The sequence below is a fragment of the Acidovorax sp. Root217 genome, assembly GCF_001428645.1.
GTDB lineage: Bacteria > Pseudomonadota > Gammaproteobacteria > Burkholderiales > Burkholderiaceae_C > Acidovorax.
The window spans coordinates 46,517-68,512 of record NZ_LMIH01000006.1 but is presented as its reverse complement, the minus strand read 5'-3'; the positions used below and the strand labels follow the sequence as shown (position 1 = coordinate 68,512).

At 67.8% G+C, this 21,996-nt stretch carries 23 protein-coding genes; 13 read left to right on the top strand and 10 right to left on the bottom strand.

Annotation, left to right across the window (positions count from 1 at the left end):
- Positions 1–8: 8 nt before the first annotated feature.
- Positions 9–1,880 carry an AMP-binding protein gene (locus ASE31_RS04350; RefSeq protein ID WP_369819436.1) on the bottom strand — a complete coding sequence of 624 codons (1,872 nt, stop codon included), beginning with the start codon at positions 1,878–1,880 and terminating at the stop codon, positions 9–11.
- A gap of 446 nt (positions 1,881–2,326) precedes the next feature.
- Between ASE31_RS04350 and pssA the strand changes: the two genes are divergently transcribed.
- Together pssA and ASE31_RS04340 are read left to right on the top strand one after the other, a co-directional pair.
- Positions 2,327–2,956, top strand: a complete 630-nt coding sequence (gene pssA / locus ASE31_RS04345; protein WP_057200321.1) for a CDP-diacylglycerol--serine O-phosphatidyltransferase — start codon at positions 2,327–2,329, stop codon at positions 2,954–2,956.
- A 24-nt stretch (positions 2,957–2,980) separates the two neighbouring features.
- Positions 2,981–3,358, top strand: a complete 378-nt coding sequence (locus ASE31_RS04340) for a hypothetical protein (RefSeq protein ID WP_057200320.1) — start codon at positions 2,981–2,983, stop codon at positions 3,356–3,358.
- 7 nt (positions 3,359–3,365) lie between these two features.
- On the opposite strand, the gene ASE31_RS04335 is transcribed toward ASE31_RS04340, so the two are convergent.
- Positions 3,366–4,289: a DMT family transporter gene (locus ASE31_RS04335; protein ID WP_057200319.1), complete on the bottom strand. Its 924-nt coding sequence runs from the start codon at positions 4,287–4,289 to the stop codon at positions 3,366–3,368.
- A 150-nt stretch (positions 4,290–4,439) separates the two neighbouring features.
- Between ASE31_RS04335 and minC the strand changes: the two genes are divergently transcribed.
- From minC to yccS, 5 genes are read left to right on the top strand one after another with little or no spacing between them, the layout of a single operon-like run.
- On the top strand, positions 4,440–5,261 hold the full coding sequence (gene minC, locus ASE31_RS04330) for a septum site-determining protein MinC (protein WP_057200318.1): 822 nt from the start codon (positions 4,440–4,442) through the stop codon (positions 5,259–5,261).
- Between the two features lie 4 nt (positions 5,262–5,265).
- Positions 5,266–6,084, top strand: a complete 819-nt coding sequence (gene minD / locus ASE31_RS04325) for a septum site-determining protein MinD (RefSeq protein ID WP_057200317.1) — start codon at positions 5,266–5,268, stop codon at positions 6,082–6,084.
- Between the two features lie 3 nt (positions 6,085–6,087).
- On the top strand, positions 6,088–6,354 hold the full coding sequence (gene minE, locus ASE31_RS04320; protein ID WP_056163087.1) for a cell division topological specificity factor MinE: 267 nt from the start codon (positions 6,088–6,090) through the stop codon (positions 6,352–6,354).
- A 51-nt stretch (positions 6,355–6,405) separates the two neighbouring features.
- Positions 6,406–6,798, top strand: coding sequence for a VOC family protein (locus tag ASE31_RS04315; protein WP_057200316.1), 393 nt, complete (start codon positions 6,406–6,408; stop codon positions 6,796–6,798).
- A gap of 60 nt (positions 6,799–6,858) precedes the next feature.
- Positions 6,859–9,081 carry a YccS family putative transporter gene (gene yccS, locus ASE31_RS04310; RefSeq protein WP_057200315.1) on the top strand — a complete coding sequence of 741 codons (2,223 nt, stop codon included), beginning with the start codon at positions 6,859–6,861 and terminating at the stop codon, positions 9,079–9,081.
- Positions 9,082–9,101: 20 nt separating this feature from the next.
- Here the strand turns inward: yccS and ASE31_RS04305 are convergent, their stop codons facing one another.
- The 3 genes from ASE31_RS04305 to ASE31_RS04295 all read right to left on the bottom strand — a co-directional run bounded on the left by ASE31_RS04305 (position 9,102) and on the right by ASE31_RS04295 (position 10,824).
- Positions 9,102–9,677, bottom strand: a complete 576-nt coding sequence (locus ASE31_RS04305) for an MOSC domain-containing protein (RefSeq protein WP_057200314.1) — start codon at positions 9,675–9,677, stop codon at positions 9,102–9,104.
- Positions 9,678–9,684: 7 nt separating this feature from the next.
- Positions 9,685–10,140 (bottom strand): SH3 domain-containing protein, encoded by a 456-nt coding sequence (locus tag ASE31_RS04300; protein WP_057200313.1) that lies wholly within the window; start codon positions 10,138–10,140, stop codon positions 9,685–9,687.
- A 162-nt stretch (positions 10,141–10,302) separates the two neighbouring features.
- Positions 10,303–10,824, bottom strand: a complete 522-nt coding sequence (locus ASE31_RS04295) for a flavin reductase family protein (protein ID WP_057200312.1) — start codon at positions 10,822–10,824, stop codon at positions 10,303–10,305.
- Between the two features lie 198 nt (positions 10,825–11,022).
- On the opposite strand from ASE31_RS04295, the gene ASE31_RS04290 reads away from it, so the two are divergent.
- Both ASE31_RS04290 and ASE31_RS04285 read left to right on the top strand, forming a co-directional pair.
- Positions 11,023–11,805, top strand: a complete 783-nt coding sequence (locus ASE31_RS04290; RefSeq protein ID WP_057200311.1) for an alpha/beta fold hydrolase — start codon at positions 11,023–11,025, stop codon at positions 11,803–11,805.
- Positions 11,802–12,863 carry a M14 family zinc carboxypeptidase gene (locus ASE31_RS04285; protein ID WP_235514261.1) on the top strand — a complete coding sequence of 354 codons (1,062 nt, stop codon included), beginning with the start codon at positions 11,802–11,804 and terminating at the stop codon, positions 12,861–12,863. The genes ASE31_RS04290 and ASE31_RS04285 overlap by 4 nt, the downstream gene beginning before the upstream one ends.
- A gap of 19 nt (positions 12,864–12,882) precedes the next feature.
- On the opposite strand, the gene ASE31_RS04280 is transcribed toward ASE31_RS04285, so the two are convergent.
- The gene (locus tag ASE31_RS04280) at positions 12,883–14,223 is read right to left on the bottom strand and encodes a D-amino acid dehydrogenase (protein WP_057200784.1); all 1,341 of its coding nucleotides are present in this window, start codon (positions 14,221–14,223) and stop codon (positions 12,883–12,885) included.
- Between the two features lie 128 nt (positions 14,224–14,351).
- Between ASE31_RS04280 and ASE31_RS04275 the strand changes: the two genes are divergently transcribed.
- Together ASE31_RS04275 and ASE31_RS04270 are read left to right on the top strand one after the other, a co-directional pair.
- Complete coding sequence (locus ASE31_RS04275) at positions 14,352–15,266, top strand: LysR family transcriptional regulator ArgP (protein WP_057200783.1); 915 nt, start codon at positions 14,352–14,354, stop codon at positions 15,264–15,266.
- A 164-nt stretch (positions 15,267–15,430) separates the two neighbouring features.
- Complete coding sequence (locus tag ASE31_RS04270) at positions 15,431–16,051, top strand: TetR/AcrR family transcriptional regulator (protein ID WP_235514256.1); 621 nt, start codon at positions 15,431–15,433, stop codon at positions 16,049–16,051.
- 77 nt (positions 16,052–16,128) lie between these two features.
- Here the strand turns inward: ASE31_RS04270 and ASE31_RS04265 are convergent, their stop codons facing one another.
- The 3 genes from ASE31_RS04265 to ASE31_RS04255 all read right to left on the bottom strand — a co-directional run bounded on the left by ASE31_RS04265 (position 16,129) and on the right by ASE31_RS04255 (position 18,526).
- Positions 16,129–16,551 (bottom strand): universal stress protein, encoded by a 423-nt coding sequence (locus tag ASE31_RS04265; RefSeq protein ID WP_057200308.1) that lies wholly within the window; start codon positions 16,549–16,551, stop codon positions 16,129–16,131.
- A 124-nt stretch (positions 16,552–16,675) separates the two neighbouring features.
- The gene (locus ASE31_RS04260) at positions 16,676–17,521 is read right to left on the bottom strand and encodes a metallophosphoesterase (protein ID WP_057200307.1); all 846 of its coding nucleotides are present in this window, start codon (positions 17,519–17,521) and stop codon (positions 16,676–16,678) included.
- 12 nt (positions 17,522–17,533) lie between these two features.
- Positions 17,534–18,526 (bottom strand): LysR family transcriptional regulator, encoded by a 993-nt coding sequence (locus ASE31_RS04255; RefSeq protein ID WP_057200306.1) that lies wholly within the window; start codon positions 18,524–18,526, stop codon positions 17,534–17,536.
- Between the two features lie 127 nt (positions 18,527–18,653).
- Between ASE31_RS04255 and ASE31_RS04250 the strand changes: the two genes are divergently transcribed.
- Together ASE31_RS04250 and ASE31_RS04245 are read left to right on the top strand one after the other, a co-directional pair.
- The gene (locus tag ASE31_RS04250) at positions 18,654–19,079 is read left to right on the top strand and encodes a hypothetical protein (protein ID WP_057200305.1); all 426 of its coding nucleotides are present in this window, start codon (positions 18,654–18,656) and stop codon (positions 19,077–19,079) included.
- A gap of 193 nt (positions 19,080–19,272) precedes the next feature.
- The gene (locus ASE31_RS04245) at positions 19,273–19,713 is read left to right on the top strand and encodes a hypothetical protein (RefSeq protein WP_057200304.1); all 441 of its coding nucleotides are present in this window, start codon (positions 19,273–19,275) and stop codon (positions 19,711–19,713) included.
- Positions 19,714–19,929: 216 nt separating this feature from the next.
- On the opposite strand, the gene ASE31_RS04240 is transcribed toward ASE31_RS04245, so the two are convergent.
- The gene (locus ASE31_RS04240) at positions 19,930–21,792 is read right to left on the bottom strand and encodes a phosphoenolpyruvate carboxykinase (GTP) (RefSeq protein WP_057200303.1); all 1,863 of its coding nucleotides are present in this window, start codon (positions 21,790–21,792) and stop codon (positions 19,930–19,932) included.
- Positions 21,793–21,996 lie beyond the last annotated feature (204 nt).

Here is a 21,996-nt window from a genome sequence, read left to right as displayed (position 1 = left end):
AAAAAATCTCAGGCCCCGGGTGGTGACAGCGCTACCTGCACCTTGACGGGCAGGGGCTCCAGCACCTGGCGCAGGCGTTCGCACAGTGCCTGTGCATTCAGGCCTGCCGTGGCGGCATCGACGGTGACACGCACGGCGCTCTCGCCCTCGGCCTGTACGGCGGGGCGCCCGGTCACGGCAAGCTCGGTGCACACGCCGTCGACCAGCGCCTGCACGGTCTGGCAGGCGGCCTGCAGGCGCAGGGCGGGCTTGTAGATCTTGCCCACGTTGGTCACGGGCATGGTGTCCAGCACAGTGATGCGGCGCGGCCGGGCCACGGCCTCGTCCACGCCTGCACTGGCGAAGTCGAGCAGCTCGGCCTCGCTGGCCTGCTGGCCCGGCACCAGCGTGGCGAACACCACGGGCAGCTCGCCCGCATAGGCATCGGGCGCACCCACGGCAGCGCACAGTTGCACGGCGGGGTGGGCGCCCAGGGCGTCTTCGATCACCTTCGGGTCGATGTTGTGGCCGCTGCGGATGATGAGGTCCTTGGAGCGCCCGCTCAGGTGCAGCCGGCCATCGGCATCGACGAACCCCAGGTCGCCCGTGGCCAGCCAGCCGTCGGCGGTGAAGGCCCTGGCCGTGTCGGCCGCATCGAGAAACCCCGAGAACAGGTTGGGCGAGTGAAACAGCACCATGCCCGGCTGGCCGGGTGGCATCTCCTGGTCCGAGGCATTGCCCTGCGCATCCAGCGCCACGATGCGCAGCCGCACGTACGGCAGGCGCCAGCCCACGCAGCCCGCAGGCGCGTTCAAGCCCGGCGGCGTGATGGTGGAGATGCCCGCCATCTCCGTCATGCCCAGGCTCTCGTGCACATGCAGGCCAAAGAGGCGCGTAAAGCGCGCCGCGAGCTCGGGCGCCAGCACCGCCGCACCGGTGCGGCAGTAGCGCAGGGTCGAAATGTCGGCGCCGTCCAGTGGCACATTGGCCAGCGCGGCCAGCACCGTGGGCACGGCCGACAGGTAGGTGCAGCGGTAGCGCTCGGCCAGGCGCCAGTAGTTGGCGATGACCTGCCGGTTGCGGAACAGCCCGGTGGTGGGGATGATGGTCTCCACCCCGGCCGAGAGCGCGGCCAGCGCGCCGGGCAGCACGCCGGCCACGTGGAACAGCGGGTAGCCGTTGATGCCCGCGTCCTCGGGCCGGATGCCCTGCATCTGCACGCACGCCCAGGCCGTGAACACCTGCGCGCCATGGCTGTGCCGCGCGAGTTTGGGCGCGCCCGTGGTGCCGCCGGTGTGGAAGTAGGCCGCGATGTCGCCGGCCACGATGCGCCGCCCGCTCACCAGCCGGTCATCGGGCTGGGCGCTGCGGCTGGCAAAGTCGATCACGCCCTCGGGCAGGGGGCCGGCCGCGCCTGGGGCCTCGCCGTGCGGCGCCACGCGCAGCACGGTACGCAGCGTGGGCACCTGGCCGAGCAGGCCCATGGCCTTGGTCCAGAAGCCCGAGTCGCCGTCCTCGCCATAGGCGATCAGCACCTTGGCGCGGGCCAGGGTCATCATGGACGCCAGCTTTTCGGGCGTGAGCAGCGGGTTGAGCGGCTGCACGATGCCGGCCGCCTCGCCGCCCCACAGGGCCAGGTGGTATTCCAGGCAGCCGGGCAGCAACACGGCCACGGCGTCGCCGGGCGCAACGCCCAGGTCGTGGAGGAGGTTGGCCGTCTGGTGGATGCCGGCCAGCAACTGCGCGTACGACCAGCGCACGGGTTCGTCCGCCGGGTCGGCCGTGGGCAGAAAGCTCAGCGCCGTCTTGTCGCCAAAGGCATGGGCCGAGTTGCAGAAGATCTCGTAGGTGCTTTGCACCGGCAGCGCCTGGGCCAGCGGCAACGTCTCCAGGCGCTCCACGTCCTGCAGGCTGCGCACGGGGAACGCCGGGGCGAAGGGGGCCGACAAGGGAGGGCGCTTGTGCGGGGTCCCGATGGCAGTCGTCATGCGCAGGCCCCCCGGCCCGCAGCGACAAGGGTGGGGCAGGGCGACTGTGCGCTCCCGGCAGTGTGCATGGTGTTGTCTCCTGGCAAATCGGGTCCATCCTGAAAAACAGGTGGAGAGGCCATTGTTGGTGCGCGCCGATTTTTTGACAATCCTCTAAATACATGGACACTCTGTTCAAAAAAATTTGACAGTCAGAAGGGATGGACTGCGCCCACTTGCGAGGGTGCGCTGGCAGGTGGGCGCGGCGGTGCACACTGCATCCTCGCCCGCGCGGGTCATGTGCCTACAGGAAACGGCGCGCGCAGCCGCCCATAATGTGGCGTCACCACTTCCCCAGGCGCGACCGGAGCGCTCCCGACATGACCACTCCCCAACCCTATCCCAAGCGCTTTTCGATGATCCGCGAGTTCCACCTGGCCGACTGGTTCACGCTGGGCAACGCGGTGTGCGGCGTCGGTGCGCTGTTCTCGGCCATGACCTACCTGGCGACCGGGGATGTGCTGCACGTCTACTTTGCCGCCGCCCTGGTGCTGGCGGCACTGATCTTCGACGTGCTGGACGGCCGCATCGCGCGCTGGCGCCAGAAGAGCTCGGCCATGGGGCGCGAGCTCGACTCACTGGCCGACGTGATCTCGTTCGGCGTGGCGCCCGCCATCATGGCCTATGGCTGCGGCATGCAGGGCCTGTACGACCGCGTGGTGCTGGCCTACTTCGTGGCCTGCGGCGTCTCGCGCCTGGCGCGCTACAACGTCACGGCCGAAACGCTCTCGGGCGACGACGGCAAGGTCCGGTACTTCGAGGGCACGCCCATCCCCACCTCCATCGTGCTGGTGGCCCTGCTGGCCCTGGCCGGCTACATGGGCGCGCTGGGCGAGAACCTGTGGTTCGGCAAGGTGCTGGTCGGCGGTTTCACGCTGCATCCGCTGGTGCTGCTGTTTGCGGTTTCCGGCTCATTGATGATCAGCCGCATCCGTATTCCTAAATTCTGACGCGCAGACCAATTCGACTCGCTTATGGCGAAGAAGTCCGCCAGGGAAAAACCGGTTCAGCAAGCTAGCGACCTGGATGTGGACGGGGATAGACGCGCTTTCAGCACCCGTCTGGCCCTGTACTTGGCAGGCGTCGCAGCGGTGGCCACATTCACTGGGGCGCTGCCGCTGCCTGCGGGCCGTTTCAGGACCCTGGCCGTGCTGAACGGTGGCCCATTGCTGCTCATGCTTGGGGCTCTGGTCTGCGCGGTGCTGGTCTTGGTGTCTGTGGTTGTGCAGGGCCCGGGTCGGCGCAGCGATGCCGTGGAGTACGACGCTTTTCGCTGGCTTATCGTGCGCCTGGGCCTGGCGCTCGCCGCGTCTTCTTTGCTTGCCCACCTCTATCTGGGCGTGCGTGGATAGGGCCGTTTTAGGCTGCAGCCGGCTTGCGATTCACCAGCACGATGCCCGCCGCCACCAAGGCCAGGGCCACCACCAGCCCCGGGGTCACCGGCTCGCCCAGCCACCAGGCGCCGAACAGCAGCGCGAAGACCGGGGTCAGGAACACGAACACCGAGATGCGCGTGGCCGGGTAGTGGGCCAGCATCCACATCCAGGCCAGGTAGCTCACGAAGGCGCCTACCAGGGCCTGCACCAGCAGCGAGCCCCAGGCAAAGGCGCTGAAGTGCCAGGCCCAGGTCTCGCCCAGCGCCAGGGACAGCAGGGGCAGCACGGCGGCGCTCACGCCCACCTGGTAAAAGAGCTGCTTGGCCGGGGCCACGCGCGCCAGCGGCGTGGTGCGGATGACCACCGTGGTCAGCGCCCACATCAGGCCGGCGGCCACGCCCAGCAGGTCGCCTAGCCAGGCCTGGGGCATGGCGGCATTCGCCGATCCGACCATGCCGTCGCCCAGGGCCAGCCCCACGCCCACGAAGGCCGCGGCCAGGCCCAGCCACTGCCAGCCGCGCAGCCGCTCGCCGGGAATGAAGTGCGGCAACAGCAGCGCCACCCAGAACGGTGCGCCGTACAGGAACACCGTGAGCCGCGAGGCGCTGGTGTACTGCAGGCCCACATAGATGCAGGCGAACTCGCCCGCGAACAGGGCCCCGGCCAGCAGCCCGGCGCGCAGGGCGCCTGCGGGTTCACTGCGGCTGGACAGGGGCACGCCGCGCCACAGGCACCATGCGGCCACGGCCAGGGCGGCCAGCACGAAGCGCACGAAGGCCTGGAACACCGGGGCCACCTCGGCCACCGTGGCCTTGACCAGCACCTGCTGGAAGCCCCAGAACATGCAGCAGGCGAGCAACAGGCCGACGGCCAGGGAGTCGAGGTGGGTTTTGCGGGCAATGGACATCGGTCGATTATGGAAGGGGTGCGCCAGCACTGCAGGCCGCTGCCTGGCGCGGGCCTGATACGCTCCGAGACAGGGCATTTGCGGGCCCACGGTACACTTTGCGGCTTCTTTACCTGTTTTTGCGCGCTTCTTCTACCAACCTCCCATTTCATGGCCTTTTCCACGGCGGCCCAGGCCCGCACCCGCTTCGACCTCAAGAGCGCATCGCTGTCCGTCGTGGCCGTGCTGCTCAAGACCACCGATGCCACGCAGTTCGCTGCCGATCTGGTCGAGCGCGTGGCCGACGCCCCGGGCTTTTTCGACAACGATCCGGTGCTGATCGACCTGGCCCTGGTGCGCGAGTCCGAGGAAACCATCGATTTCGCCGCCATCGTCGCCGTGCTGCGCGAACACCGCACCCTGCCCGTGGCCGTGCGCGGTGGCAGCGCCGCCCAGATGGACGCCGCGCGCGCCGTGGGCCTGGCGGCCGTGCCCGATGCGCCCCCGGCCCGTGCCGAGGCGGCCGCAGCCCCCGAACCGGAGCCCGAGGCGCCGGTCCAGGTGCAGGAAGTCATCCGCGAGGTGGTGCACGAGATCGAGGTGGTACGCGAAGTGCCGGTGGCCGGCCCCGGCACCATGGTCATCGACAAGCCGCTGCGCTCGGGCCAGCAGGTCTATGCGCGCGGCGCCGACCTGGTGGTGCTGGCTATGGTCAGCTTTGGCGCCGAGGTGATTGCCGATGGCAACATCCACGTCTACGCCCCGCTGCGCGGGCGCGCCATCGCTGGCGCGCGCGGCAACACCGAAGCACGCATCTTTTCCACCTGCATGGAGCCGCAGCTGGTCTCCATCGCAGGCATCTACCGCACGACGGAGACCGCACTGCCCGACGACGTCGCGGGCAGGCCGGCCCAGGTGCGCCTGGAAGGCGAAAAGCTCTTCATCGAGCCGCTGCGCAATCCCGTTCGTATCAACCCCAGAGAGATTCAATAAACCCATGGCCAAAATCGTCGTCGTGACCTCCGGCAAGGGTGGTGTGGGCAAGACCACCACCAGCGCCAGCTTTGCCTCCGGCCTCGCCATGCGCGGGCACAAGACTGCCGTGATCGACTTTGACGTCGGCCTGCGCAACCTGGACCTGATCATGGGCTGCGAGCGCCGCGTGGTGTACGACCTCATCAACGTGATCCAGGGCGAGGCCAACCTGAACCAGGCCCTCATCAAGGACAAGCAGTGCGATAACCTGTTCGTGCTGGCCGCCAGCCAGACGCGCGACAAGGACGCTCTCAAGCAGGACGGCGTGGAAAAGATCCTCAAGGACCTCGCCGAAATGGGCTTCGAGTACATCGTCTGCGATTCGCCTGCCGGCATCGAAAGCGGCGCCCTCATGGCCATGCACTTCGCCGACGAGGCCTTGCTGGTCACCAACCCCGAAGTCTCTTCGGTGCGCGACTCCGACCGCATCCTGGGCATGCTGGGCAGCAAGACCAAACGCGCCATCGAGGGCGGCGAGCCGATCAAGGAGCATCTGCTCATTACGCGCTACAACCCGAGCCGCGTCGAAGACGGGCAGATGCTCTCGCTCGAAGACATCCAGGACATCCTGCGCATCAAGCTCATCGGCGTGATCCCCGAATCCGAGGTGGTGCTGCAGTCGTCCAACCAGGGCACGCCCGCCATCCATTCGCAGGGCAGCGACGTCTCGGAAGCCTACAAGGACGTGATCGATCGTTTCCTCGGCCAGACCGACAAGCCCCTGCGCTTCATCGACGCGGAGAAGCCCGGCTTCTTCAAACGCCTGTTCGGGAGCAAGTAAGCCATGGCATCCTTCCTTTCCTTTCTTCTTGGTGAAAAGAAGAAGACGGCCAGCGTTGCCAAGGAGCGTCTGCAGATCATCCTGGCGCACGAACGCAACGGCCGCAACGCCTCCGAGCCCGACTACCTGCCCGCGCTGCAGCGCGAACTGGTGGCCGTGATCTCCAAGTACGTGAAGATCAACCCCGAAGACCTCAAGGTGCACCTGGAACGCCAGGACAACCTGGAAGTGCTCGAGGTCAAGATCGAGCTGCCCGACACCGTGCGCTGAGGTCTCGCGCCGCTGTCGTGCGGCGAGCATTCTTGAGGAGGAGATCGGCGCATGCTGTCCCATGTCCATATCGGCGTGAACGATTTCGGGCGCGCCCTGGCCTTCTATGGCCCGGTGCTGGAGCGCCTGGGCCTGGTGCAGCGCTTTTGCGAGCCCGGGGTGCCCTGGGCCGGGTGGCAGATGCCCGGCGTTGCGCGCCCGCTGTTCCTCATCGGCCGCCCGTTCGACGGCCAGGCCGCCAGCCCCGGCAACGGCGCCATGAACGCGCTGCTGGCCATCGACCGCACCACCGTGGACGAAGTCCATGCCCTGGCCTTGCGCCATGGCGGCAGCTGCGAAGGCCCGCCCGGTCTGCGCCCCCAATACCACGCGAATTACTACGGGGCGTATTTCCGCGATCCCGATGGCAACAAGCTGTGCGTGTGCTGCCACGGTGCGGCCTGAACAGCCTTCTGGCCGATTTATTGCTTAATATTAGGGTAATCCCTAATGTGAGGCAGTCCCGTGGACGAATCCTGGAAATCCAGCTGGCAGCGCGCACGCAACCATGAAGGTGTCACGCGCGGGGCGCGGGCCTTCTGCGCGCTGGCCGCCGTGCTGGCCTGGGGCTGGTGGGCCGGCTGGCAGGCCGAGCTGATGCCGGTGCTGCTGGGCGTGATCGCCAGCGCCCTGACAGAAACCGACGACAGCTGGCGTGGCCGCCTGCGCGCGCAGCTGCTGGCGCTGGGCTGCTTTGGCCTGATGGCCCTGGCGGTGTGGGCCACGGTGGCCTGGCCCTGGGCGCTGATGGGGGTGCTGGCGCTGTCGGCCCTGGCCTTCACCCTGCTGGGCGCACTCGGCGAACGCTACCGTGCCATTGCCTTCGGCTCGCTGGTGCTGTTCATCTATGCGGCCCTGGCCGCCCACACCAGCCGTGCCGGGGCCGCGCAGGCGACGCCGCTGATGCTGGCGGGCGCCGCCTGGTATGGCCTGGTGTCGGTGGCCTGGGCCTGGGCCATGCCGCGCGCGCCGGTGCGCTTTCGCCTGGCCCGGCTGTATGCGGTGCTGGGGGAGTACCTGCGCCTGAAGGCCCTGCTGCTGGAGCCCGTGCGCGACGTGGACCTGGAGCGCCGGCGCATGGCGCTGGCCCTGCACAACGGGCGCGTGGTGGACGCCCTCAATGCCGCCAAGGAAAGCCTCATGAGCCGCATGGGTCGGGGCCAGCCACCCGCCTGGCTGCAGACCGCCATGCACCAGTACCTGGCCGCGCAGGACGTGCACGAGCGCGTGAGCTCCTCGCACGAGCACTACGACCTGCTGGCCACGGCGTTCTTCCACAGCGACGTGCTGTACCGCTGCCAGCGCGTGCTCACGCTGCTGGGTGAGCAATCGCTCAAGCTGTCGCTGGCCATCCAGCAGCAATCGCTCCCGCAGCACGGGGGCATGACCTCCCGCGCCATCGAGGACCTGCAGGCCGCCATCGCGCACCAGGATGGCATTGCCGCTGACCTCGTTGGCACGCAGGGGGCGGCCTCCATGGCCCGGCCCCTGCGCTCACTGCATGCCCTGGGCCACAACCTGGCGGCCATGGCCGCGGTGTTCGCGACCGCCCTGGGCGGCGCCGCCGCCGAGGGCGGCGTCGACCACGTCCTGTTCGACCGCGAGCCGCGCAGCCTGGGCGATGCCTGGGGCCGGGTGCGCGCCCAGCTGCATGCGCAGTCGCCCTGGCTGCGGCACAGCGTGCGCCTGGCCCTGTCGCTGCTGGCGGGCTTTGCCCTCATGCAGGCCACCAGCGACCCGCACGGCTACTGGATCCTGCTGACCATCGTCTTCGTGAGCCAGCCGCAGTACGCGGCCACGCAGACGCGGCTCCTGCAGCGCGCCAAGGGCACAGCCATCGGCCTGGCCATGGGCTGGGCGGCGATCCAGCTGTTTCCGGGGGCGCTGGTGCAGGCCGCGCTGCTGGTGTTCGCCGGTGCGGTGTTCTTCGGCGCGCGGCACACCCGCTACGTGCTGGCCACGGCTGCGGTCACCACCTTGCTGCTGCTCGGTTTTCACCAGATGGGCATGGCCCAGGGCGTGATCCTGGCGCGCCTGCTGGACACCGCCGCCGGCTGCCTGATCGCGGCCGCTGCCTCCTGGCTGGTGCTGCCGCACTGGCAGTCGCGCCAGTGGCCGCGGCTGGCGGCCCAGGTGCTGCAGACCCAGGCCCTGTATCTGCGCGCCATCCTGGCGCAGTACCACGGCGGCAAGCGCGACCACCTGGAATATCGCCTGGCGAGGCGCAATGCGCACAATGCCGATGCCGCGCTGTCCAACTCCTACAGCGCCATGCTCAAGGAGCCGCGCAGCGTGCGCGGCAACGTGGAGGTGGTGGCCAACTTCCTGCGCCTGTCGCACACCCAGCTCAATTACCTCTCGGCCCTGGGTGCGCAGCGCGGGGGGGCCGGGGCGGATATGGACGCGGCAGACGAGGAGATGGCCAGCGCCCTGCTGCTGTCGCTGCAGCAACTGGCTGAAAAGCTGGAGCAGGCCCAGCAGGCCAGTGGTGCGCGAACCGGCAAAGCGCCTGCAGCGCCGGCCGTGGCACAGGTGCTGCAGGAGTTCGGCCCCACCGGCAGCGCGCCGCCCCACGCTCCGGCCCGCAGCCTCATGGCCGCTCAGCTGGCGCTGGTGGGCAAGGTCTTCCCGCAATTGCAGGAGCAGGCGCGGCAACTGGTGGAGCCGCCGCACGGCCGGGCCGTGTAGCGTGCAAGCGCCTTGCAGCGTCAGCGCGAATGCTTTGCGAACTTGGCCGCGAAGGCCTGCGCAATGCCCAGCGAGCGCCGGCCGGGCACCAGTGTGGCGCGCTGGCCGGCGGCGATGCTGCCGGGTTCGTCCACCGCCAGGTAGTAGCCGCAGCAGCCCGCCAGCGCCATCGCGCGGCTGGCCTGGGCAAAGCCCATCACCGCGTTGAACTTGAAGCAGGGCTCGCGCGGTGCGGTCACGCGCAGCACGCAATCGGGGAAGTGCAGGGTGTCGCCCACGAAGATCTCGTGCTCCAGCGGCCCGTCCACGGTCAGGTTCTCGCCCGCGAAGCCCGCAGGCAACACTTCATCGAACAGGCTCACACCATGCTCGCGGCGCTGCGCCTGCCAGAACGCGTAGTGTGCGGCGGGGTAGGCATACACGGCCTTGTCCAGGCCGCCATGCACGCTCGGGTCGGACTGCTCGTCGCCCTCAAGGCCCAGGCGGTGCACGGCCACGGGGCCCTCGACCGGGTGCTTGCCGATGGCGGTGAGCACGCTGCGCTCTCCCACCTTCAGGCGCCGGGCACTGCCCGTGTTGATGCTGCGCACCTGCATTCGGCGCTCACCAGCCCCACAGTAGGCGGCCGGCCACCCAACCCCTGGGGCCGCCGTCCTGCTGGACCTTGACCCACTCGCTGCGCCGCTCCAGGGTGCGCAGCACCTCGCCGTTCTCCGCCGTCCCCAGCACCCGGCTGCGCGTGCTCGGGGCACTGCGGATGTTGGCACGGGGGCTCTTGACGATGTGGTGGGGCGTCTTGCCCACCAGAGGGCGGTGGACCCAGCCGGTGTCTCTTTCGAAATCGCGCACCTTCAGCCAGTTGCCGCTGCGCCCGATGACTTCCAGTGGAAAGCCCCGTCCCAGCGTGAACAACGCTGGATGCCGGGTCCCGGCACCAGCGCGCAGGTTGATCTCGGGCTTGGCCACGCTGACCATGTTGCGCGGTGGAGCCGCCTGGGCGGATGTGGCCAGGACCAGGCCGATGAGACAGGAGGCGAGAAGGCGACGGGGCAGTGACATGGGGCTCCAGTGCAGGCAGGGCGGGCCCGGCAGCGCCCTCAGGCATGGGTTGGTGCCTGGTGCGGCCGGAAGCGATCCGGCCATTCTTCCAGCTTCGCCGTGCATGTCAAAACCCCGGCGCATGCCGCAGCGGGATGCGTGGGCTTGTGGCACACCAGCGGTCTACAGCGGATGCTCGGTGTAAAAGCGCCCGCCGTGGTACAGCAGCGGGGGCACACCGGCACGGTGGCTGCAGCGCTCGACCTCGCCCACGAAGATCAGGTGGTCGCCCTCTTCATAGCGGCTGCGGTTGAAGCACTCGAAGCTGGCGGCCGCGCCATCGAGCACCGGGGCGCCGTTGATGCCGGCATGGTGTTCCACGCCCGCCCAGCGGTCGATGCCGCGTGTGGCAAAGCGCTCGGCCAGCGACTTCTGGTCTGCGGCCAGCACGTTGATCGCGTAGTGCGCGCCGTTGGCAAAGGTGGGCATGGTGCTGGCGCCGCGCGACAGGCTCCACAGCACCAGCGGCGGGTCCAGCGAGACAGAGTTGAACGAGCTGGCCGTGAGCCCTACCAGCGTGCCGTCCTCGTTGCGCGCCGTGACGATGGTGACGCCGGTGGCAAACATGCCCAGCGCATCGCGGAACTCGCGGGCGGAGAAGCTCGGGGGCCGGGCAAGGGCAGGGCGGGGCAGGGGGCGGTTCACAAAGGGCAGGCGCAGGGGCCGAAAAAGGGCAGGGGGCCATTATGGGCTGCATGCCACGGCCCTGTTGCGGCCGGGGGCGCTGCAGGTGTCGCGCATGCGGGGCCTGGGGCGTGGATGTCCTGACCGCCGTCCGGGGTTAAAAACACCTCGGCTATCATGAACCGACCCTTGCCATGGCAGGGATTGCGCAGGATACCCATGGCACTTCTCCCCCATTTCTCCACCCTGGGCAGCGGGCATACCGTGCTCATGCTGCACGACGCCGATGGTGGCCACCTGACCTTTGCGCCCCAGGTCGAAGCCCTGGCCAGCCTGGGCTACCGGGCCGTGGCCTGGGACATGCCCGGCTATGGCAACAGCGCCCCCATCGAACCCTATGGCTTCAAGGGCCTGGCCGAAGCCTGCATGGCGCTGATCGATGCGTTGCAGTGCGGCCCCGTCACCTTGGTCGGCCACGGCATGGGCGCCATGGTGGCGCTGGAGGTGGCCGTGCGCCAGAGCGCCCTGGTGCGCCGCATGGTGCTGTGCGCCGGTGGCCCCGCGCTGGATGCGCAGGCGATGGCGGACTGGGTGGAGCCCCGGCTGAAGGCCCTCGATGCCGCACAGGACAGCATGGAATCGCTGGCCCAGGCCGTGGTTCCACAGTTCATCGGCAGCGGCGCGCTGCCCGAAGGCGTGCGCCTGGCCACCCATGCCCTGTCACAGGTGTACCGAGGTTCCTACCGGCGCGCGCTGCAGGCGCTCTCCACCTTCGACCGCAGTGCCGGCGTGCTGGGCCGGCTGCACATGCCGGCGCTGATCATCGGCGGCGCGCAGGACCGCTGCACGCCGCCCGCTGCCCTGCAGGCCCTGGCCCATGTGCTGCCCGATGCGCGCCACCTGAGCCTGCCGCATGCGGGCCACTGGCCGCAACTCGAAGACCCCGACGGTTTTGATGGCGCGCTGGCGGATTTCCTGGCTTCCTCGCGGGTTCTGCATTGACACAAGGCCGTTCGGGTTCTTCCGTTGCGTCGCCCGCACCGGGCTGGTGGGGCCCGGCGCTGGCGGGTACCTTGCTCGTGGCCTTGGCCGCAGGGGGCCTGTGGATGGCGCCGCGCAGCGGGGTGGAGCGTGGAGCGAGCGCCCAGCGGCCCACGCCCGCACAGACGACCCTGGTCACCGCAGCACGGAATGCCGCCAGCCTGCCGGCGGCAGATGCCGTGGTGCCAGCGCCCGTGGTGGCGGCTGCCCCCGTGGCGGCAGAACCCAGCGGACCCAGGGCGTGCGCGCTGTTCCTGCAGCGGCTGCCTTCGGTTTCGCGCACGCAGTGCGAGGAGGCACTGCTCACGCCCAGCGGCTCCGTGTCGGCCCATGGCGTGCCCCTGTTTTGGCGCGACGTGCCTGCGCCGGTGGTGCGGGGTGCTGCCGATGCACCGCTGCGCGTGCTGATTGCCGGCGCCATCCATGGCGATGAACTCACGGCTGCGGCGCTGGCCCTGCGCTGGATCGCCTTCGCCGAGCAGACCGAGCGGCCCGTGCACTGGCGCTTCATCCCGGTGCTCAACCCCGATGGCCTGCTGGCCAAGCCGGCCACGCGCACCAATGGCCGTGGCGTGGACCTGAACCGCAACTTCCCCACCCCCGGCTGGGAGAAGGATGCGCCCCTCTACTGGGACAAGCGCACCAAACGCGACCCTCGGCGCTTCCCCGGCAAGTCACCGCTGTCCGAACCCGAGTCGCAGTTCCTGCACGCGCAGATGGCGGCTTTCCGGCCGCACCTGATCGTAAGCATCCATGCGCCCTACGGCGTGCTCGATTTCGACGGCCCGCTGTCGCCGCCCGAGCGGCTGGGCCGCCTGTGGCTGGACCAGGTGGGCATCTTCCCGGGCTCGCTGGGAAACTACGGCGGTGTGCACCGGGGCATGCCGGTGGTCACCATTGAGCTGCCGCATGCGCTGAACATGCCGGCAGATTCCGAGGTGCGCTCCATGTGGCGCGATCTGCTGCGCTGGATGGGCGAGCACTGGCCCGAGGCTCTGGGCACGGAACCCAGGCCCTGACACAGCTGCCGCCTGGGGGTCAGGACGTGGCCAGCGTGGCCCTGCGCGGCCGCGCCGCTTGCTCGCCCAGAAAGCCGAAGTGCATTGCCGGCTGCTCGCCGCTGATCAGCTCGGCCAGCGCCTTGCCCGAGCCCGCGCCATGCGTCCAGCCCAGCGTGCCGTGGCCGGCGTTCACCCACAGCTTGCCCACGCGGGTGCGGCCGATGAAGGGAATGTTGGTCGGGGTGGCGGGGCGCAGGCCCGTCCAGTACTGCGGGTTGCCGCCCTGTTCGGGCGTGCGTGTGTCGCACACACCGGGCAAAATTTCCTCGATGCGGCGCGACAGCATGTGGCAGCGGGCCTTGGCGACCGGCGAGTCGAGCGACAGGTCGTAGCCGCCCAGCTCGATGGTGCCGGCCACGCGCAGCACATTGCCCAGGCGGCTCATGGCGATCTTGCGGCCGTCGTCGATGGTGGAAACCGAGGGCGCCGCCTCGGGGCGCAGCAGCGGGAAGGTCGCGCTGTAGCCCTTGCCGGGGTAGATCGGCAGGTCCACGCCCACCGTGCGCAGCAGCGGCGCACTGTAGGAGCCGCAGGCCACCACGACCGCATCGGCCTGGAGCAGGAAGTCCTTCTTGAGGCCATTCGCGCCACTGCGGGCCATGACGGCCACCGAATCGATGGTGTCGCCGATCTTGTTCAGGCGCAGCACGTCGTGCCCGTACAGGAACTGCACGCCGCGCTCCGCGCAGCGTTTGGCCAGGGCCTGGGTGAACACCCGGGCGTCGCCGCTCTCGTCGGTGCTGGTATAGGTGCCGCCGGTGATGTGATCGCCATAGGCCTTGAATGCCGGCTCAATCTGCAGCAGCTCTTCCTTGCTCACCAGGCGACGCTGCACACCATGCTTGCGCATCAGCTCCACCGCGTGGCCGGCATCGTCGAAGGATTTTTGGTCGGTGTAGAAGTGGGCAATGCCGCGTTCGAGCCGGTTGTAGTCGATGCCGGTGGTGGCCACCAGGTCCTTGAGCGCGGCATGGCTGTAGGCGCCCAGCGCCACGATCTGCTGCACATTGCGCTCGAAGGCCCTGTCATTGCACTGGGCCAGGAACTTCAGGCCCCAGCGCCACTGCTCCCAGTCGAGCTGGGGGCGGAACAGCAGCGGCGCCTCCTTGTCGAACATCCACTTGAGCGCTTTCAGCGGTGCATCGCGGTTGGCCCAGGGCTCGCAGTAGCTCACCGAGATCTGGCCGGCGTTGGCGAAACTGGTCTCCAGCGCCGCATCGGGCTGGCGGTCGACCACGACGACCTCGTGGCCGCGCTCCAACAGGTGCCACGCGGTGCTGATGCCGATGATGCCGGCGCCCAGGATGATGGTTTTCATGGATGGCAGTGTGATCCACATTGCGTTCTACTAAAAGCAAAATTAAACTCAATCCAAACGCATCAGTCTGTCTAATGCAAGCAGTGCCCACAAGGCCACCCTTGCACCCGTTTGCCGAGATCCCAGCCATGAGCACCTACGACCCCGCCGCCCTCGAATGCCTTGCCGCCATCGTCGAAGAGGGCGGTTTCGAGCGCGCCGCCCAGCGCCTGAACGTCACGCAGTCGGCTGTCTCCCAGCGCCTGCGTGCGCTGGAGGCCCAGGTGGGCTCGGTGCTCATCGTGCGCAGCCGGCCGCTGCGGCCGACCTCGGCGGGGCAGTTGCTGCTCAAGCACACCAAGCAGATGCGCCTCTTGCGCGCCGACCTGGAGCGCGACCTGCAGGAGCTGGCCCCCAGCGCCCCCGGCGCCACGCGCGAGGACGAGCGCATCTCGATCGCCATCAATGCCGACAGCATCGCCACCTGGGCCATGGGCGCGCTGCACGAGCTGGTGGGCCAGCGCCTGCCGCTGGAAATCATCGTCGACGACCAGGACTTCACGCAGGAGTGGCTGCGCTCGGGCCAGGTGCTGGGCTGCGTCACCACCCTCAAGCAGGCGCTGCGCGGCTGCAAGATGGTGCCGCTCGGTGCCATGCGCTACGTGGCCGTGGCGTCCGCCGCGTTTGCCGAGAAGCATCTGCCCCATGGGCTTACGCCGCACAATTTCCGCGAGGTGTCCTTTCTGTCGTTCAACCGCAAGGACGACATGGCGGCCGAGTTCGTGGCGCGCACCTTCGGGCTCAAGCGCGTGGCGCTCAACCACCTGTTCGTGCCCAGCACCGAGGGCCAGATGCGCGCCGTCGCCGCTGGCTGGGCCGTGGGTGTGGTGCCCGAGTTGCTTGCGCGCGGGCCCATTGCAGACGGCAGCATGGTCGACCTCGCTCCCGGCCATGCCCTGCCCATCCAGCTGTACTGGCACTGCTGGAACCTGGAGTCGGTGGTGCTCGATGCCCTGACCGCCGCGCTCACGGCCACGGCTGCAAAAACGCTGACCCAGCCGTGAACTACAAGCCCGGGGCTGTAAAAGCAGTCAACAGGGGGTAACCCGCACGAAATGGCACTCCCCGCAGTGGGGCGGCACGATTCCTGCAGACTAAAACGTGAACGGCGTAGTTGTATTGCAACTTTGTCATTTATTTTTTTACTGCAATGTATAAGATGGGGTCCATGTCCACCACCACGCTACAACCCAAAGTGTCCTTCAAGGAGCAGATGCATCAGGCTCGGGAGGGCGCGATCCTCCAGTCGGCCTGTCGCCTGCTGGGTGAAAAGGCCTTCGACGCCATGACCATGGACGATGTCGCCAATGCGGTGGGCATCGCCAAGGCCAGCCTGTACAAGCACTTCTGCAGCAAGGAAGAGCTGTGCAGTGCCGCCATGGTGCAGATCCTCGCGCGGGTGCGTACCTACCTGAGCGCGCTTCCGGCCGAGCTGCCAGCGCACGAGAAGCTGCGCGCCCTGGTGCGCTGGTCGCTGGAGCGCCTGCTGACCAACGAAATGCCGCTGCTGCCCAGCCGCAACTCCACGCTGCGCGCCGTGCTCATGGCCGACAAGGATTACCTCGACGGCCTGGTCACCGTGAGCGACCAGATCGGCGAGTGGATCGTGCAAGCCCAGGCGCAGGGCGTGATCAACCCCACGCTGCCCCCGCTGGTGGTGCTGTACACCCTGTATGCACGCGCCTGCGACCCGGTCGTGACCTTCCTGAAAGAAGGCGGCCAGTATTCCGACGCCGAGATCGTGGACCTGGTGCTGCGCACCTGCTTCGATGGGCTGGTCTCGAGGTGAAGTGGTGGTGACTGCACGCGAAAACGCCCGGCATTCCGGGCGTTTTGCATGAGGGGGCGGCGCATGCCGCCGCCAACTCAGCGCACCAGCAACACCGGCACCTTGCAGTGCGCCAGCACCTGCGTCGTGACGGAGCCCATGACCAGGGTAGCGAGCGCACCATGGCCGTGCGAGCCCATCACCAACAGGTCGTATCGGCCGGAGTCCGCCACCTTGGCAATGGTTTCACCGACCTGACCGACCTTGACGATGGTCTTGGCCTGCACGCCCTGGCGGGAGATGAACTTGAGCACCGGGGCCAGGATCTTGTCGGCTTCCTCGGCGTGGTAGGTGTCCACGGCTTCCTTGCCCAGGGCCGAACGGGCGCGGGCGGGCAGGGGCGCCTGCACGGTAAGCACCGTGTAGTTGTGCTTGGGGCCCAGCAGTTCCTCGTGCGCAGCCAGGTAGGCGAGCATTTTCTTGGTAAAGGCGCTGCCGTCGACAGCGAGCAGGATGTTCATGCGAGTTCTCCTTGTTGGAATGGCCAGACCAGAGTGGCCAGGGTAAGGGGCGCCGGCGATTGTTGTCTTGACCTGTGTCAGGTTTTCTTCCTGCGCTGCACGGGTGGGTAGCCCGTGCAGGCCATCATACGGTTACATAGTAACGGGGCCGGAAGGTTTCCTGTTCTCCATTGCGGGCATAACCCAGCGGGTTGGCCACCACCCGGCATGCAAAGGGGCTGCCATCGGCCCGCGTGCCCTGCACCGTGTAGTCGCTCGGCGCATGCAGGTGACCGTGGATCCATACCTGCGCATGGGGCAGCAGCTCATCGAGCACATTGCAAAAGCCGGCCGTACCCGGCACCACGCCGTAGCGCGGGTCGGCGCTGCGCAGGCTCGGCGCAAAGTGGGTGATGGCCACCGTGGTGCCGTCGAAGGGCGTGGCCAGTGCTTCGCGCAGCCACTCTGTGCACACCAGCGCCAGCTCGCGCATGGGCTCGGCCAGGAAGGGCTCGCCGTCCTTGGTGCCGCCGGTCTTGCGCAGGTAGTGGTTGGCCGCGCGAAAGGCCTTTTCGCGCAGCTTCAGGCGCCGGGCGAGATCTGTCACCTGCGCATTGTCCGCCAGCGCGTCGTAGTCCGCCCACAGGGTGGTGGCCACGAAGCGCACGCTGTCCATCACCAGCGTCTCGCGCTCCAGCATGCGGATGCCCAGGCGCTCACAGGTGGCGCGCAGGCGCGCGTGGGCGGTGTCGAAGTCGAGCGCGTCGTACTCATGGTTGCCCGGGACGAACAGCACCGGCGTAGGCCAGCCGGCGAACTGCGGCAGCGGCGAAAAACGCGCCAGGCCAAAGTCCTCGTCCTGCATGCGGCCCCCGTCCTGGTAGGAGCCGATGTCACCGGCCAGCACCAGCAGGTCGCCGCCCGGTGCGGGCTCGGGCATGAAATCGGGGTTGGCTTCGAGGTGCAGGTCGGACAGGATCTGGATTTTCATGGGCTGTGCAGTCTAAGGGGTCTTGCCAGCCGAATGGCCGGGCTCCCCCTGCGGAAACGCGCGCCGTGCCGAACGCGCCAGCGCCGATAGCAGCCAGCCCATGGCCGCCTCCTGCGTGCTGTTGCGGCGCCACAGTGCGTCCACGTGCACGGGCGGCACGTCGAAGGGCAGGTTGCGCTGCACCAGGGCATCCGCGATACCGGTCACCGGTACGAAGTGGCGCGGCAGAACGGTCAGCATGTCCGAACCCGAGACCACGCGGCCCGCTGTGAAGAACTGGTTCACCGTGAGCACCACCCGCCGGCGCCGCCCGAGCGATGCCAGCGCCTCGTCGATGAAGCCGAAGGGCCGGCCCGAAAAGCTCACCAGCATGTGGCGTGCCTCGCAGTAGGCATCCAGCGTGAGGGGCGCATCGGCCAGCGGGTGGCCCTGGCGCATCACGCACATGTATTCGCTGTCGTACAGCCGCCGGCTCTCGAACGACACCATGCCGCCCGACTGCTCGCGCGCAGTGAGGTCGGCCAGCACGGCGGGGAAGTAGCCCACGGCCATGTCGGCTGCCTCTTCCTCCAGCAGCCGGCGCGGGTCGCGCGTCGTCAAGGGCACCACCCGCACCGCGACACCGGGCGCCTCGCTCTCCAGAATCTCCACCAGGCCGGGCACCAGGGTCGCACCCGTGGCATCGGCCATGGCCAGCACGAAGGTGGATTCGGCCGTGGCCGGGTCGAAGCGGCCGGGTGCCAGCGATTCCTGCAACTGCGTGAGCGCATCGCGAATGGGGGGCCACAGGGCCAGTGCCCGGGGCGTGGGCTCCACCCCCTGGCCGCTGCGCACCACCAAGTCGTCGCCGAGCACCTCGCGCAGGCGGCGCATGGCGTTGCTCACGGCTGGCTGGGTCAGCGACAGCTTGTGCGCCGCCTTGGTCAGGCTGCGCTCGGCCATGACCTCGTCAAAGACCCTGAGCAGGTTCAGGTCGAGGGAGCGGAAGTTCAGGCGGCTGGACATGGTTTCAAATCATCACCAATGTGAATACCAATGATTCAACATATAAATTTGAAAGACTAAAGGGTAAACCCTAGTATTGCGACATCGCCCGGCAATGTCGCCAAAAGCGCTCGATAGGGGAACCGAAATGACCAATTTTGTACACGTGGACTATCCAACCGAACACCCTGGCGTGATCCGCGCCGAAAAGGCTGCGGCTGCCCTCAAGGGCATCGCCGCAGGCTTCGACAGTGCCCGTGGCGCTGCCTCCCTGGTGCTGGCCGCCGTGGTCTCCGCCTTGCTGGTGCTGGCCAACCAGGTGGTTGATCGCTGGACCGACGGCCACCTGCTGTCGGCCTGGGTCGTGCTCTGGCTGGTGGCGTTCGCTGCCCTCGCCCTGCTGTCCGCACCGGCCCGCCGTGCCGGTCTGGCCCTGCGCGCCGCTGCTTCCAGCTGGGCCGAAAGCCGCCGCCACGCCGCCGAAGACAGCCGCACTTGGCAGGTCGCTCTGCGCGATCCGCGCATCATGGCCGAACTGAACCATGGGATGAGCGACATCCGCAAGTACTACTGAGTCGGTTAGCTTTTGCGCTGCAAAGCCGTGGCATGCCACGGCTTTTTTGTTGCTGGCGGGGCTGCATCTACAGTACATCACTGCCGTGAATGGCAGTGATTCAAGATATAAACTTGATAACACATGGGGTAAACCCTAAGATTCACTCACTCGCCCGGCAATGTCGCCAAAAGCGCTGATAAAGGGAACCGAAATGACCAATTTTGCACACGTTGACTATCCTACCGAACACTCTGGCGTGATCCGCGCCCAAAACGCTGCCGCTGCCATCAAGGGCATCGCAGCCAGCTTCGACAGCGCCCGTGGCGCGTCCTCCCTGCTGCTGGCAGCCGTCGTCTCCGCCCTGCTGGTGGTCGCCAACCAGGTGATCGACACCTGGAGCGAAGGCCACTTGCTGGCCGCCTGGATGGTGCTGTGGCTGGTGGCATTCGCCGCGCTGGCCCTGCTGTCCGTACCTGCCCGCCGTGCCGCCGCTTCGCTGCGTGCCGGCTTCGCCCGCTGGGTCGAAAGCAATCGCCGGGCGGCCGAAGACCAGCGCACCTGGCAAGTCGCCATCCGCGACCCGCGCATCATGGCCGAGCTGAACCATGCCATGGGTGTGCCCACGTTGAACGACATCCGCGGGTACAACTGAGCGGTCAGCCCGCCGGTCGCCGCGCGCGACCGGTCTGGCTACCCTCGCAATACATTCAAGCCGTGGCCTGTGCCACGGCTTTTTTGTTGCTTCTGGGTTTCTCGCCAACCACCCTGCCAACACTTCGCCAAAGCGCCTGCCGTGAAAAAGCCGCCCGGACCTTGCAGTCGGGGCGGCTTTTTTATGGTGCCGGCAAGCCAGGCACCAGAAATGCCATCAGGCAGCCAGGCGCTTTTCGATGGCAGCCTTGGTGTCCAGCAGGGCTTGGGGCAGGTGGTAGGCCAACTGCTCGAAGTGCGTCGTGTGGAGCTTGAGCTCTTCGGCCCAGGCGGCCTTGTCGATGCTGGTCACGGTGTTGAACTGGGCAGCGCTGAAATCCAGGCCCGTCCAGTTGATCTCGGCGTAGGCAGGGGCCACGCCGAACATGGTCTGCTCGCCCGTGGCCTTGCCTTCCAGGCGGTCGATCATCCACTTGAGCACGCGCATGTTCTCGCCGTAGCCGGGCCAGACGAACTTGCCGGCCTCGTCCTTGCGGAACCAGTTGGTGGTGTAGATGCGGGGCAGGGTGGCGCCCGACGCGGCCAGCTTCTCGCCCAGCGTCAGCCAGTGCTGGAAGTAGTCGCTCATGTTGTAGCCCATGAAGGGCAGCATCGCGAACGGGTCGCGGCGCACCACGCCCTGCTGGCCGGCGGCGGCAGCCGTGGTTTCGGAGCCCATGGTGGCGGCCATGTAGACGCCTTCGGTCCAGTTGCGTGCCTCGGTCACCAGCGGCACCGTGGTCGAACGGCGGCCACCGAAGATGAAGGCGTTGATCTTCACGCCCTTGGGGTCGTCCCAGGCGGGGTCGAGCGCGGGGTTGTTGGTGGCGGCCACGGTGAAGCGGGCGTTGGGGTGGGCGGCCTTGGCGCCGGTCTGTTTGGCGATCTCGGGTGTCCAGTCGTTGCCTTGCCAGTCGATCAGGTGGGCGGGCAGGCCGCCGGTGTCCTTTTCCATGCCTTCCCACCAGACGTCGCCGTCATCGGTCAGGGCGACGTTGGTGAAGATCACGTCCTTGTCCAGGCTGGCCATGCAGTTGGGGTTGGTCAGTGTGTTGGTGCCGGGAGCCACGCCGAAGTAGCCAGCCTCGGGGTTGATGGCACGCAGGCTGCCATCGGCCTGGGGCTTGATCCAGGCGATGTCGTCGCCGATGGTGGTGACCTTCCAGCCGTCGAAGGCATCCGGCGGCACCAGCATCGAGAAATTGGTCTTGCCGCAGGCGCTGGGGAAGGCGGCGGCCACGTGGTACTTCTGGCCTTCGGGGTTGGTCACGCCCAGGATCAGCATGTGCTCGGCCAGCCAACCCTGGTCACGGCCCATGGTGGAGGCGATGCGCAGAGCGAAGCACTTCTTGCCCAGCAGCGCATTGCCGCCGTAGCCCGAGCCGTAGCTCCAGATCTCGCGCGTCTCGGGGTAGTGCACGATGTACTTGGTCTTGTTGCAGGGCCACTTCACGTCGGCCTGGCCGGCGGCCAGGGGGGCGCCCACGGTGTGCACGCAGGGCACGAAATCACCGTCCACGCCCAGCACGTCGTACACAGCCTTGCCCATGCGGGTCATGATCTTCATGTTCACGGCCACATAGGGGCTGTCGGACAGCTCGATGCCCACGTGCGCAATCGGCGAGCCCAGCGGGCCCATGCTGAACGGCACCACGTACATGGTGCGGCCCTTCATGCAGCCATCGAACAGCGGCTGCAGCGTGGTGCGCATCTCGGCCGGCGCCATCCAGTTGTTGGTCGGGCCGGCGTCTTCCTTGGCGGCCGAGCAGATGTAGGTGCGGTCTTCCACGCGGGCCACGTCGGTCGGGTCCGAGCAGGCCAGGAAGCTGCCGGGGCGCTTGGCGGGATTGAGCTTCTGGAAGGTGCCGGCATCGACCAGTTGCTGGCACAGGCGGTCGTACTCTTCCTTGCTGCCATCGCACCAGTAAATGCTGTCGGGCTTGCACAGGGCGGCCATGTCGGCCACCCAGGCGATCAGCCGGGCATTCTTGACGTGCGAGGGGGCGTTGAGATTCAGGCCCTGCATGGTGGGTGCGTTCATCGGGAGCTTCCTAAGTTGAAAAACAGTCTTTTCAAAGGGAGCGTCCCGGGACCCGGGGCGAAAGGCCTGGCGCAGGTGCGGATGCTGAGCGCTGCCTTTGAAAAAACGGCTTTCTTGCTCAGTCGGCGGGCGGGGCGCGGGTCATCCCCACGGGGTGGAGGACGGATTCCACGGATTCCGCGGGTCGGCTGGGATGTCGATTTT

Bases quoted from the DNA above. Each gene is read 5' to 3' on its own strand.
- pssA (WP_057200321.1), top strand. From the start codon at position 2,327: ATGACCACTCCCCAACCCTATCCCAAGCGCTTTTCGATGATCCGCGAG.
- ASE31_RS04340 (WP_057200320.1), top strand. From the start codon at position 2,981: ATGGCGAAGAAGTCCGCCAGGGAAAAACCGGTTCAGCAAGCTAGCGAC.
- ASE31_RS04335 (WP_057200319.1), bottom strand. From the start codon at position 4,289: ATGTCCATTGCCCGCAAAACCCACCTCGACTCCCTGGCCGTCGGCCTG.
- minC (WP_057200318.1), top strand. From the start codon at position 4,440: ATGGCCTTTTCCACGGCGGCCCAGGCCCGCACCCGCTTCGACCTCAAG.
- minD (WP_057200317.1), top strand. From the start codon at position 5,266: ATGGCCAAAATCGTCGTCGTGACCTCCGGCAAGGGTGGTGTGGGCAAG.
- minE (WP_056163087.1), top strand. From the start codon at position 6,088: ATGGCATCCTTCCTTTCCTTTCTTCTTGGTGAAAAGAAGAAGACGGCC.
- ASE31_RS04315 (WP_057200316.1), top strand. From the start codon at position 6,406: ATGCTGTCCCATGTCCATATCGGCGTGAACGATTTCGGGCGCGCCCTG.
- ASE31_RS04305 (WP_057200314.1), bottom strand. From the start codon at position 9,677: ATGCAGGTGCGCAGCATCAACACGGGCAGTGCCCGGCGCCTGAAGGTG.
- ASE31_RS04300 (WP_057200313.1), bottom strand. From the start codon at position 10,140: ATGTCACTGCCCCGTCGCCTTCTCGCCTCCTGTCTCATCGGCCTGGTC.
- ASE31_RS04290 (WP_057200311.1), top strand. From the start codon at position 11,023: ATGGCACTTCTCCCCCATTTCTCCACCCTGGGCAGCGGGCATACCGTG.
- ASE31_RS04280 (WP_057200784.1), bottom strand. From the start codon at position 14,223: ATGAAAACCATCATCCTGGGCGCCGGCATCATCGGCATCAGCACCGCG.
- ASE31_RS04275 (WP_057200783.1), top strand. From the start codon at position 14,352: ATGAGCACCTACGACCCCGCCGCCCTCGAATGCCTTGCCGCCATCGTC.
- ASE31_RS04270 (WP_235514256.1), top strand. From the start codon at position 15,431: ATGTCCACCACCACGCTACAACCCAAAGTGTCCTTCAAGGAGCAGATG.
- ASE31_RS04265 (WP_057200308.1), bottom strand. From the start codon at position 16,551: ATGAACATCCTGCTCGCTGTCGACGGCAGCGCCTTTACCAAGAAAATG.
- ASE31_RS04260 (WP_057200307.1), bottom strand. From the start codon at position 17,521: ATGAAAATCCAGATCCTGTCCGACCTGCACCTCGAAGCCAACCCCGAT.
- ASE31_RS04255 (WP_057200306.1), bottom strand. From the start codon at position 18,526: ATGTCCAGCCGCCTGAACTTCCGCTCCCTCGACCTGAACCTGCTCAGG.
- ASE31_RS04250 (WP_057200305.1), top strand. From the start codon at position 18,654: ATGACCAATTTTGTACACGTGGACTATCCAACCGAACACCCTGGCGTG.
- ASE31_RS04245 (WP_057200304.1), top strand. From the start codon at position 19,273: ATGACCAATTTTGCACACGTTGACTATCCTACCGAACACTCTGGCGTG.
- ASE31_RS04240 (WP_057200303.1), bottom strand. From the start codon at position 21,792: ATGAACGCACCCACCATGCAGGGCCTGAATCTCAACGCCCCCTCGCAC.